The sequence below is a fragment of the Nonomuraea sp. NPDC049607 genome (assembly GCF_040675375.1).
GTDB lineage: Bacteria > Actinomycetota > Actinomycetes > Streptosporangiales > Streptosporangiaceae > Nonomuraea.
In genome coordinates this window covers 52,524-67,205 of record NZ_JBFAOV010000010.1, presented here as the reverse complement: position 1 = coordinate 67,205, position 14,682 = coordinate 52,524, and the positions used below count along the sequence as shown (strand labels likewise).

Below are 14,682 nucleotides of genomic sequence, written 5' to 3'. Positions count from 1 at the left end.
CCGGGCTCCGGAAGGGGTGTGACGCACATCACAATGCGGAGCGGGAATATGCCCCGTTTCGCACGCTGTTGTACGTCCTCGTGAGGTTCTCTGTGGTTATCGTGCGGCTCGTCGAGCGTCTGCACGTGGATCTGTGCCGTCTGCACGGATCCCTCTGTCGCTGATCAGCGCGTCCCCGGACCCCCCTTCCTCACCTGCGTGCCCACCTTCGCTGTGGCATGCCTGACTTCCGGAGCCTTCCTCCCGTGAAGAGATTCACCTTCTCCCTTCAGCTTCTGCTCGGCCTCGCGGCCGGCATCGCCCTGGGGTTCGTCGCCAAGATCTGGGACGTGGCCTGGCTGGCCGAGACACTGACCCAGGTCGGCAAGCTCTTCGTCCAGCTGCTCAAGCTGGCCGTGCCGCCGCTGGTGTTCACCGCCGTGCTGGTCAGCGTGGCCAACCTGCGCAACGTCAACGGCGCGGCCCGCCTGGCCTCCAAGACCCTGCTCTGGTTCCTGATCACCGCTTTCATCTCCGTCGCCTTCGCGATCGCGCTCGGCCTGATCATCAACCCGGGTCAGGGCGTCACCCTCGACACCGGCGCCGCCAAGGCCGTCGACATGGAGGGCGCCGGCACCTGGCTCGACTTCGTCACCGGCATCCTGCCCACCAACATCGTCACGGCCTTCACCGAGGTGAACGTCCTCCAGATCGTCTTCCTGGGTGTCGTCCTCGGCGCGGCGGCCCTGGCCGTGGGGGAGAAGGCGGAGCCGTTCCTCAACCTCAGCCGTTCGGTGCTCGAACTGGTGCAGAAGGCCCTGTGGTGGGTCATCCGCCTGGCCCCGATCGGCACCGCCGGCCTCATCGGCAAGGCCGTGTCCACCTACGGCTGGGACCTGCTGGCCCCGCTGGCAAAGTTCAGCGTCGGCGTGTACATCGGTTGCTTCATCGTCCTGCTGGCCGTCTACCCGACGCTGCTGGCGGTCTGGGGCAAGGTCAACCCGATCACGTTCTTCCGTAACGCCTGGCCCGCCATCGAGCTGGCCTTCGTCTCCCGTTCCTCGGTCGGCACGCTGCCCCTGACCCAGCGCGTCACCGTCGAGCGCAACGGCGTGGACCGCGACTACGCCTCCTTCGCGGTGCCCTTCGGCGCCACCACCAAGATGGACGGCTGCGCCTCGGTCTACCCGGCGCTCGCCGCGATCTTCGTGGCCCAGGTGTTCGGCGTGCACCTCGGGGTGGGGGACTACCTGCTGATCGCGTTCGTCTCGGTCGTCGGCTCGGCCGCCACCGCGGGCCTGACCGGCGCGATCGTCATGCTGACGCTCACGCTCAGCACGCTGGGCCTGCCGCTCGAAGGCGTCGGCCTGCTGCTCGCCATCGACCCGATCCTCGACATGATCCGCACCGCGACCAACGTCGCGGGCCAGATGGTCGTCCCGGTCCTGGTGGCCCGCTCGGAGGGCCGCCTGGACGAGGCGGTGTTCAACGCGCCGCCGCAGCCGCTCGACGACGCCCCCGCCGCGGTCCGCCCGTCGCGCGGCCCGGAGCCCGCGACGGCCTGACCGATGTCGTTTCGAGGGCGGGTGGCCGTACGGCCGCCCGCCCTCAGTCGTAGGTCAGCAGGTCTCCCGGCTGGCAGCCGAGGGCCTCGCACAGCCGGGTCAAGGTGGAGAAGCGGATGGCCTTGGCGTGGCCGTTCTTGAGTATCGACAGGTTCACGACGGTGATCTCGACCTGGTGCGACAGCTCGGTGAGCGTCATGCCGCGCTGGGCGAGCAGTTCGTCCAGGCGTACCCGGATGGTGCCTTCGGGCATCAGATCGTGGCCTCGGCCTCGTCGAGCAGGACCACGCCCCGGCGGACGATCTCCGAGACCCCGAGCGCGCACAGGCCCGCCACGAGCCCTGCGGGCGGCGCGTCCGGCCGCGGGACGAAGGCCGGGCCGGTCGTCAGCAGCATGCCGGACAGTATGGCCTGCGCCGCCGTGCCGAGCACGGCCGACACGAGCGAACCGGTGATCAGGATCCAGCCCGGCCGGCGCAGGTGCCCGGCCGTCACGGCGGAGAACAGCGCCCGGTCTCCCGACCGCGCCCTGCGCAACGCGCGGACCACGGTGTACAGCGAGAGCAGCCCGGTCGCCGTGGGCGGCGCCCATTGCAGGAGGTAGAGCAGGGCCGCCGCGGGCGAGGGTCCCCGCGGGCGAGGGTCACGTCCGCCGCGGCACTGACGATCTCCACCCCCGGGACGGGGACCACGGGCGGCGTCACGCCGGCGATGCTCAGCACGACCTCAAGCCGATGGATCCACTTCGTTGCCGTAACGATAATCGTAAATAACGATATTCGTTATGTCGAGGGGTGGCCGGCGCTGTGTGGCGCGGGGTGTGAAGTGTGGATCATGGGGCGGCGGGGGCCGGAGGGCCCTATGGTTGGTCGGAAATAACCCACTTTTCGAGTTTTTGGCGGGGATATGTCCGACGCTACGCCTTCGATGGTCGCCGACCGGTACCGGCTTGACGAGCTCATCGGCAGCGGTCCGATGGGTGAGGTGTGGCGGGCCTACGACACCCGCGCCGACTGGGTCGTGGCCGTGAAGATCCTGGGCGCGGGGGCGGCCGGCGAGGCCGCCAGGGAGGCGCTGAAGCAGCACGCCCAGGCGGTGGCCAGGGTGATCCACCCCAACGTGGCCATGGTCCTCGACGTGGGCGACCAGGACGGCGCCCCCTTCCTCGTGACCGAGTTCCTCACCGGGACCAGCCTGGGTGAGGACCTGGCGGCCGAGGGGCCCCTGCGGATCGTCGAGGTCTGCGACCTGGTCGGCCAGGCCGCCGCCGGGCTGGACGCCGCCCACCGCGCCGGGGTCTTCCACGGGCAGATCGACTCCGGCAGCTTCCGGCGGGCGGCCAGCGGGGTGCTGAAGGTCGTCGGGTTCGGGCTCCCGGACGAGGAGCCGTCCCAGGCCGAACGCCGCTACCTGGCCCCCGAACGGGCCTCCGGCCGTCCCGCCACGGCCGCCGCCGACCTGTACGCCCTCGGCGCCGTCTGCTACGAACTCCTCTGCGGCCGCCCGCCCGGTTCCACCCCTGACCTGCCGGTAACCGGCATGCGGGCCCTCCCCGGCCAGACCCCCGGAACCACGGGCCCCGGCAGCCCGGCCCCCGGAAGCACGACCCCCGGGACTGCGGGTCCCGAGACTTCGGGCCCTGGAAGCACGGCGCCAGGGAGTGCGGGTCCCGGGGGCGCGGGGCCCGGGAGTGGCGGGCACGGCGTCGTCCCGCCCAGTGCGCTCCGGCCCGAGATCCCCGCCGAGCTGGACCGGCTCGTCCTCGCCATGCTCGCGCCCGACCCCGCCAGGCGTCCCTCCGGCGGCGAGGCCATCCGCCGGGCCCTGGCCGCCATCGCCCGCCCCGGCGCGGCCCCGGGCGCGGCCCCCGCCGCCGGAAACGCCGCCGGAAGCCCTGTCGGCGCCCCGGCCGGCGCGCAGGCGGGATGGCCGGGCGACACCCAGGTGTACGACTTCAACGGCGTCCCGCGCGCCGGCGACACCGCCGTCTACGAGTCCGCCGACCTGGACCCCGCACCTCCGCGCACCGGCAACAAGCTGCTGGTCCAGATGGGGATCGCTGTCGCGGTCATCGCCGTCGTGACCGTCGGCATGGTGATGTGGCTGGGCTCCGGCAAGGAGACCCCGGCGGCCGGGCCGAGCGCGAGCACGTCGCCCACGGCCGTCCTGTCCCCGGCCATCACCTTCACCGCCGGTCCGGCCCCCGAGGAGCCAGACCCCACGCCCACCGACCTCGCCCCCACCGACCTCACCCCGGGCGACATCGCCACCGGCCTGGTCCAGACCGTCGGCCCCAAGACGACCCTGAGCGCCGACCGGCCCCCGGCGGGCGGCTGGGACTACTGGCTGATCAAGTTCGACCAGACGCTGACCTCCCAGGAGAAGATCGGCGACATCGACCCCAAGGTCGCCGAGAAGGCCCACGACAAGCTCAGGAAGGCCGCCAGGAAGCTCCAGGAGGGCCAGTTCAAGCCTGCCCGCAACGAGATCGCCCACGTCTACGAGGACTTGCGCCGCGCCCAGAGCAAGGGCGAGGCCCCCTTGTCAGGCCCGCTCGCCTCGTTCCTGAACGACTTCGCCCTCAACTGACCACCCCCACCCGACCGCCCACACCTGACCGCCCACACCTGACCGCCCACACCTGACCGCCCACACCTGACCGCCCACACCTGACCGCCCACACCTGACCGCCCACACCTGACCGCCCACGCCCGGACGGGCCCTCCGGTCCAGCCTCTCCCGAGCGGGCTCTTGATCGGGTTCTCGGCCGGGGTGGGGGAGGGGCGGGGGCGCGCGTACATTGGCGGGATGACCATCGACTACCCGGCGCGCCGCGCACGCCTGGCCGCGGCGCTGCCGGCGCACGAGGTGCCCGCGCTCCTCGTCACCTCCCCCGTCAACGTCCGCTACCTCACCGGGCTGGTCAGCTCGAACGCGGCCGTCCTGGTCAGGGCCGACGGCTCGGCGCTGCTGGCGACCGACAACCGCTACATCGACATGACCCGCGCCCTGGACGTCACCGCGGTCGAGGCCCCCGACGTGGCCGGCAGGCTCGCCGAGCCGGGCGCGGGCATCGAGGCCGCCGCCATGAGCGTGGCCACCTTCCGCCGCCTGAACGCGGGTCTGAACGCGGGCCTGAACGCGGGCGGAGGCGAGGGCGGGGGCCTGGTGCCGCTCGGCCCGCTGGTCGAGGAACTGCGCGCGGTCAAGGACGAGGCGGAACTGGAGCTCATCCGCACCGCCTGCGCCCTGACCGACCAGGCCTTCGCCGACGTGCTCCCGCTGATCGCGCCGGGCCTCACCGAACGCGCCGTGGCCCGCCTGCTCGACAACCGCATGACCGAGCTGGGCGCCGACAAGCCCGCGTTCGACACGATCGTCGCCGCCGGCGAGAACGGCGCGATCCCGCACCACGCCCCCACCGACCGCGAGCTGCGCGCCGGCGACCTGGTCACCATGGACTTCGGCGCCCGATACCACGGCTACCACGCCGACATGACCAGGACGGTCTGCCTCGGTGAGCCCGCGGACTGGCAGCGCGACCTCTACGACCTGGTCAGACGCGCCCAGCGGGCCGGCCGCCACGCCCTGACCCCGGGAGCCGAGGCCAAGGACGTCGACGCCGCCGCACGCGGCCTGATCGCGGCAGCCGGGCACGGCGACCACTTCCGGCACGGCCTGGGCCACGGCGTCGGCCTGGAGATCCACGAGGACCCGTTCCTGGGCCCCTCCAGGACCGGTAGACTAGAGGATCGAGTTCCGATCACCGTCGAGCCGGGGATCTACCTCCCCGAGCGGGGCGGGGTTCGCATCGAGGACACCCTCGTGACACGTGAGGGCGGTCCGGAACTTTTCACCAAGACGACCAAGGAGCTGCTCGTCCTTTAGAGCGGCCACACGCGGGAGAGAACGAGTGGCGACGACCAACGACCTCAAGAACGGCATGGTGCTGAAGCTCGAGGGCGGTGAGCTCTGGAGCGTTGTCGAGTTCCAGCACGTCAAGCCGGGCAAGGGCGGCGCGTTCGTGCGTACCAAGCTCAAGAACGTGCTCTCCGGCAAGGTCGTCGACAAGACCTTCAACGCCGGCGTGAAGGTCGACGTGGCCAACGTCGACAAGCGCGAGATGCAGTACTCCTACAAGGACGGCGACGACTTCGTGTTCATGGACACCGAGACCTACGACATGGTCAACGTGCCCGCCCGCACCGTCGGCACCGCCGCCAACTACATGCTGGAGAACACCCTCGCCACGATCGCCTTCAACGAGGGCTCCGCGCTCTACGTCGACCTGGCCGCCGCCGTCGAGCTGACGATCTCCAACACCGAGCCCGGCCTGCAGGGCGACCGCTCGACCGGCGGCACCAAGCCCGCCACGCTGGAGACCGGCGCCGAGATCAAGGTGCCGCTGTTCATCACGACCGGCGAGAAGGTCAAGGTCGACACCCGTAGCGGCGAATACCTCGGCCGGGCCTGAGGTGTCTGCACGCGGCAAAGCACGCAGGCGCGCCCTTGACATCCTCTTCGAGGCCGAGCTGCGCTCGGAGGACCCGCTGCGGATCCTCGCCGAGCGCGTGGAGCGGCAGGAGCCGCCGGTCAACGAGTACACCTCGACCATCGTCGAGGGCGTCGCCCGCCACCACGCCCGCATCGACGAGCTGATCACCACCTACTCCGAGGGCTGGACGCTCGACCGCATGCCCGCGGTCGACCGCAACCTGCTGCGCGGTGGCACGTACGAGCTGCTGTGGATGCCCGACGTGCCGGAGGGCGTGGTCATCAGCGAGTGGGTGCACCTGGCGGGTGAGCTGTCGACCGACGAGTCGCCGCAGTTCATCAACGGGCTGCTGGCCCGGTTCAAGCAACTCAAGCCAAGCCTCACCCTTTAGACAAAGGCCGCGAAGGCCGTTTTGAGGTACGTTCCACTCACACGCGGCCCGTACGGCTCGCGAGAGACGAGGGAAGGCGCGCCGTCGTGGGGTCGGACCGCCTTCCGGGCGAGGCCCCCGGCCTGTCCGCGGGCCCCGAGCCGGTCCGGGGAAGTGGCGCGTCACCAGCCGCGACGCGCCCTTTTCCGGCCCCCGTCCGCCCGTGGCAGCATCAGGTCCATGGTGACCGAAGACGAGGCGCGCGCCCTGGCCCTGGCGCTCCCCGAGACCGCCGAGAAGCCCATGTACGGCACGCCCGCCTTCTACGTGCGCGGCCGGTGGTTCGCGCGGATCACGGAGGAGGGCGGCGTGCTCGTCGCGCCCGTGGGCGGCGAGGAGCTCAAGCACGAGCTGATCGCCGCCGCCCCCGGCACGTTCTTCACCACGTCCCACTACGACGGGCACGCCGCGGTGCTGGTGCGCCTGGCGGCCGTGGCGGCCGGCGAGCTGGCCGAGCTGCTGACCGACGCCTGGCGGCTGAGGGCGCCCAAGAGGGTGGCGGCGGCGTTCGACGGTCAGGTCCGGCCTGCGGGCGACGGCGCGTACGGCGTAGGCTGGGCCCGTCCGCACAGGGCGAGGGCCGCCCGCGGAGGAGAGAGAGGCGAGCCGACGTTGCGAGCAGAAGGCGTCACCACGAAGACCCCGGCGGTGCGCACCGCCGTCGTCTGGGGCGCGTTGCGCTCGGTGCTGGCCGAGCGGGCCCAGGCCGTCGGCCGTGACGCGCTCGACATCGTCGACGCCGGCGGGGGCACCGGAGGGTTCGCCGTGCCGCTGGCCGAGCTGGGCCACACCGTCACCGTCGTCGACCCCAGCCCCGACTCGCTGGCCGCGCTGGAGCGCCGGGCCAAGGAGAAGGGCGTGGGCGTGCGCGGCCTGCAGGGCGACACCGCCGACCTCGGCGACCTGCTCGACCGCGACAGCGCCGACCTGGTCCTGTGCCACAGCGTCCTGGAGTACGTCGACGACCCGACCGCCGCGCTGGCCGCCGTGGCCGGGCTGCTGCGTCCGGGCGGCGCCGTCAGCGTCCTGGCCGCCAACCCCGTCGCCAGCGCGATCCACCGGGCGCTGGCCGGGCAGTTCGACGAGGCGAGGGCCGTCCTGGCCGACCCGCGCGGCACGTGGGGCGACCGCGACCCCACGCCCAGGCGCTTCACCGCCGAGACCCTGTCGCAGCTGCTGACCGCCACGGGCTTCACCGTCGGCGCGGTCCACGGGGTGCGGGTCTTCGCCGACCTGGTGCCCAGCAGGCTCGTCGACGGCGAGCCCGGCGCGGCCGACGCGCTCGTGGCTCTGGAGCAGGCCGCCGCCGTCCACCCCGTGCTGCGGGACGTCGCCACGCAGGTGCACGTCCTCGGCCGCCGCCCCTAGTCTGGAACGTCTGTTCGGATAGAATCGACGGCGTGTCCCGCAAGCAGATCACAGGCATCGGCCCCGCGCCGCGGACCGGGGCCGATGACAGCGGCTGCCCGATTCTCCATGTCGACATGGACGCCTTCTTCGCCAGCGTCGAGCTGCTCGACCGGCCGGAGCTGCGGGGCCGCCCGGTGATCGTCGGCTCGCCGGCCGGGCGCGGCGTTGTGCTCAGCGCCACCTACGAGGCCAGGGCCGTCGGCGTCCACTCGGCGATGCCGATGAGCCGGGCGCGCCGGCTGTGCCCGCAGGCCACGATCATCCCGCCCAGCCACGGCAAGTACTCCGAGGTCTCCCGGGGCGTCATGGAGATCTTCCACTCGATCACCCCGCTGGTCGAGCCGATCGCCTCCGACGAGGCGTTCCTCGACGTCGGCGGCGCCCGGCGGCGGCTCGGCCCGCCCGCGGCGATCGCCGCCATGATCAGGGAACAGGTCCTCGACCGCTACGGCATCACCTGCTCGGTGGGGGTGGCCGGCAGCAAATTCGTGGCAAAGCTGGCCTCCAAGCAGTGCAAGCCCGACGGGTTGCTGGTGGTGCCCGAGGGCGAGGTGGTCGACTTCCTCCATCCGCTGCCGGTCTCGGCGCTGTGGGGCGTGGGGGAGCGCACCGAGCAGTCCCTCGTACGGCTCGGCATCCGCACGGTCGGCGACCTGGCCAGGGTGCCCCTGAACACGCTCCAGCGCGAGCTCGGGCAGGCCGTCGGCGGCCACCTGGCGACGCTGGCCTGGGGGCGCGACGAGCGTCCGGTGACCGCGCACGTGCCCGACAAGAGCATCGGCAACGAGGAGACCTTCGCGGCCGACGTCGACGACCCCGAGGTGATCCGGCGCGAGCTGTTGCGCCTGGCCGAGCGCGTGGCGGCCCGCATGCGTAAGGGCGGACACGTGGGCAGAACTGTAAGTGTGAAGCTGCGCCGGGCCGATTTCACCACGATCACCAGGTCGCGCACCCTGCGGGAGCCGACCGACGTGGCCCAGGTGATCTACGCCACCGCCTGCGAGCTGTTCGAGGCCGCCGGTCTCCAGCGCGTGCGCCTGCGCCTGGTCGGGGTCCGGATGGAGAACCTCCGCCCGGCCGGCGAGGCCACCCACCAACTCGGTCTGGGCGAGCGCGAGACCGGCTGGCGCGAGGCCGAACAGGCGATGGACAAGGCGATCCGGAGATTTGGGCCCGATGCGGTGCTCCCGGCGTCGCTGGTACGTGGCAAGCTTGATGAAATAGAGACATGACGCCCATGTCCTACTCGATCGGTCAGTCGGGTAGGAGAAGGATGTCGCGATTTTGGGGAGAGGGGTGAGAGATGGTCCACAATGGAGCCATGACGTCACCTCCGGTTTGGTCTGCGTTGGACGTTTGCTTTCGCCTACGTCTACAGCCTCGTATTCTGGGGATAACCGACCGCGAGGTTCGGACACCCCGTGTCGTCCGTTGCCGTCTTCCCCGTCCTGGGGCTGTCCTTGGGAGGCGCCGTGCCGCTCTCTGAGCACGAGCAGCGCTTGCTCGACCAGATCGAGCAGGCCCTCTACGCCGAGGACCCGAAGTGGGCCAACACCGTACGGATCAGTGACCCGCGCAGCCATTACAAGCGTCGCCTGATCAAAGCCTCCATCGGCTTTGCCCTCGGCGTCGTCATCATGATGGTCGGCGTGGTCATGAGTCAGATCCCGCTCGGCGTCGGCGGTTTCGTGGTCATGCTCGCCGCGTGTCTGTGGGGTCTGTCCAGCTGGAAGCGCATGAACGGATTCGGCGACTCCCCGCCGGCTCCGGGCGCGGGCGCCCCGGGCAGGCAGCCCCGGCGCGCCAACCGGGGCACCTTCATGGAGCGCATGGAGGAGCGCTGGCGCCGTCGTCACGACGAGCGCTGATCGCCTCCGCGAACTTCCGGGCACAGACGAACGCGCGGCCGTTCCCCTTCCGGGGAGCGACCGCACGTCCGGTCCTGGGCGAGCGGCTCAGGCGCCCTTCGACGCCGCCGTCCGCCGCAGCCTGATGTTCTCCAGCAGGTCGAACCCGTCGAGCAGGCGCTCGCCCAGCGCCCGCAGCCGCCGCAGCGTCGAGGGCGGCAGCAGCACCGCCCGGATCCGCCGTCCCCGCGACACCGTCGCCGCCAGGGCCTGCCGCACCTTGCGCAGGTCCTTTCTCATGGGCCCGATCGTGCCCGGGTCCCTGGCGAACAGCACCCGCTCGACCGTCGTCGCGATGGCCGTCATGGCCGCCGTCGAGTCGGCGTCGAACTCGTACTGCTCGCTCAGCCGCCTGGCCAGCGCCCTCGGGGTCTCGCTGACGCCGCGGGCCATGCCGTAGTCGTGGAGCACGTCGTCCAGTTCGGCCCACACGGCCGCGATCGACGGGTGGTGAGCGGTCGCGATCCGGGCCGTCAGATCGTCGGCCGGTCGCGAGACCTTCCAGCCCAGCGCGCGCACCCGCCGGTTCCTGGTGAGCAGCCGCAGCGCCGCCGGGACGAGCAGGAGCAGCAGCAGCGCGCCCGCGCCGATGCCGATCTTGCCGATCAGCGGCATCGAGTCGTCCGGCGGCAGGCCGCCCGTCGCGATCAGGCCCTCACGGTCGAGCTCGCGCGGGTTGCGCCGGGTGGAGGGGTTGATCGGGTCGTCGGCGCCGGAGTCGGTCGCCCCGCTGGTCGGCGAGGTGGACGGCGTCGTCGAGGGCGCCGGCGGGACCGTGTAGTCCGGCACCCGCGCGCTGCCCTGCCCCAGCGACCCGGACGGCGTCGGCTCGAACGGCAGCCAGCCCACACCCTCGAAGTACAGCTCGGGCCAGGAGTGGGAGTCAGCCGTCGTGACCGTCCAGTTGTCGCCGGCCTTCGTGCCGCCGGTGTAGCCGATCGCCACCCGCGACGGGATGCCGACGATCCTGGCCAGCACCGCCATCGAGGCCGCGAACTGCTCGCAGTAGCCCGTACGGTCGCGCAGCAGGAAGTCCTGGAGCGCGGAGTTGCCGTGCCCCTGCGTCCTGAGGTCGTAGCGGAAGTCGCCGTCCTTGGTGAAGAACTGCTGGAGCTTCACCGCGGCCTCGTAGCTGGAGTTGGTCTGCGCGGTCAGCGAACGCGCCAGCCGGACGATCTCCGGCGGCAGGTTGTCCGGCAGCTTCAGGTACCGCCGGTCCACGCTCGGCTGGACGCCCTCCAGCGACTCCAGCAGCTCGGGCGTGGCGGCCGGCTCGCCGGTGGCGACCTCGTACTCCAGCCCGGCGGCCTCGTCGGGGATGGAGAAGACCATCAGCGTGGCGACGTCGGCGCGCCAGTCGCCGTCCACCCGGATCTGCCGCGGCGGGTACGGAAGCGGCAGGAACTGCAGCTTCTCGATCTCGTCGCTCATCCGGATCCTGGTCACCACGTTGGTGACCTTCGTGCTCGCGCTCAGCCCGGGAGGCGGCGGCAGCGGGCCGTTCTCCGTCCTGTTGTCCGGCGAGCCCTCCGGCTTGGTCATGCCGAACTGCTGGCCGTCGAAGGTGTCCAGCGCGTAGATCCGCAGATACCTGGGCTTGTCGTCGTTGTTGTTGTACGTGAGCACCACGCGCCGCTCGGGCAGTTCGAGCTGGCCCCTCAGGCTGGCGATCGGGTTCGCGATGCTGATCGAGTTGCCCTTGCCGCCCCCGCGTCCGCCCACGCCGAACTGGAAGAAGGAGACCGGCTCCATCACCGGCAGCGCGGCGGGCAGCAGGATGGCCAGCGCGATGGCGGCGAACCCGATGCGCTTGCCCGACAACCTCAGGCCGCTCGTGTCGGCCCTGGCGCCGTCGTTGTCCGGGCGCGGCCCGGTCGCCACCCGGGTCCGGCGGACGAGCACCGCCCGGCCCCAGTGCCCCACCCGCTCGCGGCCGTCGGCGATCAGCAGGCTGACGAAGCCGAGCGCGGCGATGATGAAGGCGGGCCAGCTGATCGGCTCGGCCAGGATCGTCGCCGGGACGGTGGCCAGCGCCAGCAGCGGCAGCCCGGCCAGCGCCGCCCGCCGCAGCCGCGCGGCGAGCAGGTCCACGGCGACGGCGATGACGCCCACGCCGCCCGCGGTCAGCAGCGTGATGCCGTCCGTGGGCGGTACGGGAGCGGCGTAGCGCTGGATGTCGGCCCAGCCGACGCCGAGCAGCCTGCCCAGCTCCCACACCGACTCCTTGGTCGGGACCACCAGCGCCCACGCCTTGCCGGAGGCGAAGACCACGGTCAGGAAGATCCACAGCGCGGCCAGCCCCACCAGCGGCGCGGCCCAGGCGGGCAGCGACAGGCGGGAGCTGAACAGCCCGGCGGCCGTCACGGCCAGCACCGCGCCGAGGGACGTCCAGAACCAGGCGCCGCCCTGGAAGAGCGGATAGAGCAGGATCGCCGCGGCGAACGCGGCCACGCCCGAGGCGCCCGTCAGCCTCATGCCGCACCTCCCGTGGGGTTGAGCGCGTACCTGCCACGGTTGGCGGCGTCCGGCCAGACCGAGGCGATGGAGGTGCCGGCGGGCAGGCGGACGATCCGCCAGCCGTAACCGGCCAGTACGCCCTGCACGGCGTCGAAGCTCTCGTGCGAGCCCCGGCCGGCGCCCTCCCAGGTGCCGGCGTCCAGCAGGACCGCGACGCCGGTGACGCCGCTGTGCCGTAACCGGGCCAGTTCCCTGGCCTCCTCGGGGTCGAGCGCGCCGAGCACGGCCACGATCAGGCCGTCGCCGCCGCCCTGGCGCAGGGCCGAGACGCCCATCTCCAGCGAGCGGGCCGAGCTGTGCCGCACCACGGCGAGCGTGTCGAGCAGCGAGTGGCTGAGCCCCTGGTCCGTCAGGTGCTCGGCGCCCTGGTCGGTGACCAGCCGCAGGCCCAGCCCCTCGTGGGCGAGGTGCACGCCGATCGAGGCCGCGGCCGAGACCGCCACCTCGAAGGAGGAACGCGGGCCCTCGCCGCGGTGGGCGTGCCTGCGGGTGTCGAGCAGGAGCGCGCCGCGGCTCTGCCACTGCTGCTCCTCGCGGCGCACCATCAGCTCGCCGTACCGGGCGGTCGAGCGCCAGTGCACCCGGCGCAGGTCGTCGCCCTGCCGGTACTCGCGCGGCGCCACGTCGTCGTCGCCCGCGGCGGCCACGCTCCGGGTACGGCTGTCGCCACCGCCCGTCCACTCGCCCGACAGCCGTACGTGCGGCAACGCCACCACCTGCGGCGTCACCACGAGCGTGTCACTGATCGTGAACGCCCGGGTCAGCTCCACCAGCCCGAACGGGTCGGCGATGCGCACCGACAGCGGCCCGATCGTGTACCTGCCGCGCAGGTCGGACCGGACCCGGTAGTCGATCTCGCGCACGCCCTTGGACTCGACCCGGTCGAGCACGAACCGCGGCCGCACGCCCAGCGCGTACGGCACGGTGTCCTCGATCAGCAGCAGCCCGGTCGGCAGCCTGGTCACGTTCTCCAGGCGCAACGTCACCGTGGCCTCCCCGCCCACCTCCGCCCGGGGCGGGTCCAGCCTCCGCGCGCAGCTCAGCCGGTACCTGGTACGTGCCACCACCAGCGCGGCCAGCAGCGGCAGCGCGGTGACCAGCACGCCGATCCTGAACAGGTCGTTCTCGCCCAGGAGCAGGGCCATCAGCAGCGCCGCGATCCCCGAGGCCAGGAACGACCTGCCGCGGGAGGTCAGCGCCCGCAGTCCGGCCCTCACGACGCTCGCGTCTCCGGCACCGGCACACGCCTGACGAGGTCGGTCACCACCTGCTCGGGCAGGCGGCGCTGGCCCTGGGCCTCGACGCTGGGCAGCAGCCGGTGCGCCAGCACGGGCACCGCCAGGTCCTGGAGGTCGTCGGGGATGACGTAGTCGCGCCCGGCCAGCGCCGCGTGCGCCCTGGCCGCGCGGACGAGCTGCAGCGTGGACCGGGGCGAGGCGCCCAGCCGCAGGTCGGGGGAGTGGCGGGTGGCCACGACGAGGTCGATGGCGTACTTCTTGACCGGCTGCGAGACGTACACGCCGCGCACGGCCTCGATCAGGGCGCGCACCTCGGCGGTCGTGGCGACCGGCTCCAGCTTGTCCAGCGGCGAGGTGCTGCCGTGCACGTCGAGCATCTCCAGCTCGGCCGTCGGCTCCGGGTAGCCCATGGCGACCCTGGCGGTGAACCGGTCGCGCTGGGCCTCGGGGAGGGGATAGGTGCCCTCCATCTCGATGGGGTTCTGGGTGGCGATCACCATGAAGGGGGCGTCAAGGGGGTACGTCACGCCGTCCACCGTGACCTGGTGCTCCTCCATGCACTCCAGCAACGCCGACTGGGTCTTGGGCGAGGCGCGGTTGATCTCGTCGCCCACGACGATGTTGGCGAACACCGGGCCGGGCTTGAACTCGAACTCACGCGTCTGCTGGTTGTAGGCGCTGACGCCGGTGATGTCACTGGGCAACAGGTCGGGCGTGAACTGCACGCGGCGCACCGGGCAGTCGATGGACCGCGCCAGCGCCTTGGCGAGCATCGTCTTGCCGACGCCCGGCACGTCCTCGATCAAAAGGTGGCCTTCGGCGAGCAGGACGGTCAGCGTGAGGCGGACGGCGTCGCTCTTTCCCTCGATCACCGACTCGATGGCCTGCCGGATGCGGTGGGCGGTGGAGACCAGCTCGTCGAGCTGGGGAGGGACGTCATGGGTTAGTGCCACCAGGCCTCCATAGTGCGACGGCTGTCCCGCACTGTGCCATTACGGGAGCCATGCCATTCCTTTTCCATTGTCTGTACGACCCTACGACGCTGTGGGTTCTTCAGCGACATTTGTGGATATTCCAGGAGACCTCGCTGATGTTCCTGTTCTTGTCGCATAGCAGTGCGAATCCCGTGACACTGTCCCCC

The 14,682-nt window shown here is 71.8% G+C and carries 13 protein-coding genes and 1 pseudogene; 9 read left to right on the top strand and 5 right to left on the bottom strand.

Annotated elements, in window-relative coordinates; translation table 11 throughout:
- Window positions 1-245: 245 nt before the first annotated feature.
- A complete protein-coding gene (locus AB0J97_RS21190; protein WP_357705367.1) occupies window positions 246-1,544 on the top strand; it encodes a dicarboxylate/amino acid:cation symporter in 1,299 nt (432 codons plus the stop codon).
- A 43-nt stretch (window positions 1,545-1,587) separates the two neighbouring features.
- On the opposite strand, the gene AB0J97_RS21185 is transcribed toward AB0J97_RS21190, so the two are convergent.
- Both AB0J97_RS21185 and AB0J97_RS21180 read right to left on the bottom strand, forming a co-directional pair.
- Window positions 1,588-1,797 carry a helix-turn-helix transcriptional regulator gene (locus AB0J97_RS21185; protein WP_357705368.1) on the bottom strand — a complete coding sequence of 70 codons (210 nt, stop codon included), beginning with the start codon at window positions 1,795-1,797 and terminating at the stop codon, window positions 1,588-1,590.
- Window positions 1,797-2,093 (bottom strand): hypothetical protein, encoded by a 297-nt coding sequence (locus AB0J97_RS21180; protein WP_364091163.1) that lies wholly within the window; start codon window positions 2,091-2,093, stop codon window positions 1,797-1,799. The genes AB0J97_RS21185 and AB0J97_RS21180 overlap by 1 nt, the downstream gene beginning before the upstream one ends.
- A gap of 357 nt (window positions 2,094-2,450) precedes the next feature.
- On the opposite strand from AB0J97_RS21180, the gene AB0J97_RS21175 reads away from it, so the two are divergent.
- The 8 genes and pseudogenes from AB0J97_RS21175 to AB0J97_RS21140 all read left to right on the top strand — a co-directional run bounded on the left by AB0J97_RS21175 (window position 2,451) and on the right by AB0J97_RS21140 (window position 9,747).
- The gene (locus AB0J97_RS21175) at window positions 2,451-4,133 is read left to right on the top strand and encodes a protein kinase (RefSeq protein WP_364091160.1); all 1,683 of its coding nucleotides are present in this window, start codon (window positions 2,451-2,453) and stop codon (window positions 4,131-4,133) included.
- Between the two features lie 219 nt (window positions 4,134-4,352).
- Complete coding sequence (locus tag AB0J97_RS21170) at window positions 4,353-5,432, top strand: aminopeptidase P family protein (protein WP_364091157.1); 1,080 nt, start codon at window positions 4,353-4,355, stop codon at window positions 5,430-5,432.
- A gap of 25 nt (window positions 5,433-5,457) precedes the next feature.
- Complete coding sequence (gene efp, locus AB0J97_RS21165) at window positions 5,458-6,018, top strand: elongation factor P (RefSeq protein WP_357705372.1); 561 nt, start codon at window positions 5,458-5,460, stop codon at window positions 6,016-6,018.
- A gap of 1 nt (window position 6,019) precedes the next feature.
- Window positions 6,020-6,430 (top strand): transcription antitermination factor NusB, encoded by a 411-nt coding sequence (nusB, locus tag AB0J97_RS21160; RefSeq protein ID WP_357968019.1) that lies wholly within the window; start codon window positions 6,020-6,022, stop codon window positions 6,428-6,430.
- A gap of 219 nt (window positions 6,431-6,649) precedes the next feature.
- Window positions 6,650-6,937, top strand: a pseudogene (locus AB0J97_RS21155) (MmcQ/YjbR family DNA-binding protein); the annotation flags it as partial.
- A gap of 144 nt (window positions 6,938-7,081) precedes the next feature.
- Complete coding sequence (locus AB0J97_RS21150; RefSeq protein WP_357705420.1) at window positions 7,082-7,837, top strand: methyltransferase domain-containing protein; 756 nt, start codon at window positions 7,082-7,084, stop codon at window positions 7,835-7,837.
- A 32-nt stretch (window positions 7,838-7,869) separates the two neighbouring features.
- A complete protein-coding gene (gene dinB / locus AB0J97_RS21145; RefSeq protein ID WP_357705374.1) occupies window positions 7,870-9,111 on the top strand; it encodes a DNA polymerase IV in 1,242 nt (413 codons plus the stop codon).
- 240 nt (window positions 9,112-9,351) lie between these two features.
- A complete protein-coding gene (locus tag AB0J97_RS21140; RefSeq protein ID WP_357705375.1) occupies window positions 9,352-9,747 on the top strand; it encodes a DUF3040 domain-containing protein in 396 nt (131 codons plus the stop codon).
- 87 nt (window positions 9,748-9,834) lie between these two features.
- Here AB0J97_RS21140 and AB0J97_RS21135 read toward each other — a convergent pair whose 3' ends face one another.
- The 3 genes from AB0J97_RS21135 to AB0J97_RS21125 are packed head-to-tail and all read right to left on the bottom strand — an operon-like array spanning window position 9,835 to window position 14,494.
- Entirely contained in the window at window positions 9,835-12,261 is a 2,427-nt protein-coding gene (locus AB0J97_RS21135; RefSeq protein WP_357705376.1) for a DUF3488 and transglutaminase-like domain-containing protein, read from the bottom strand.
- Complete coding sequence (locus AB0J97_RS21130) at window positions 12,258-13,520, bottom strand: DUF58 domain-containing protein (protein ID WP_364091148.1); 1,263 nt, start codon at window positions 13,518-13,520, stop codon at window positions 12,258-12,260. The genes AB0J97_RS21135 and AB0J97_RS21130 overlap by 4 nt, the downstream gene beginning before the upstream one ends.
- Window positions 13,517-14,494, bottom strand: a complete 978-nt coding sequence (locus tag AB0J97_RS21125) for a MoxR family ATPase (protein ID WP_352326975.1) — start codon at window positions 14,492-14,494, stop codon at window positions 13,517-13,519. Before AB0J97_RS21125 ends, AB0J97_RS21130 begins: the two co-directional genes overlap by 4 nt.
- Window positions 14,495-14,682: the final 188 nt, after the last annotated feature.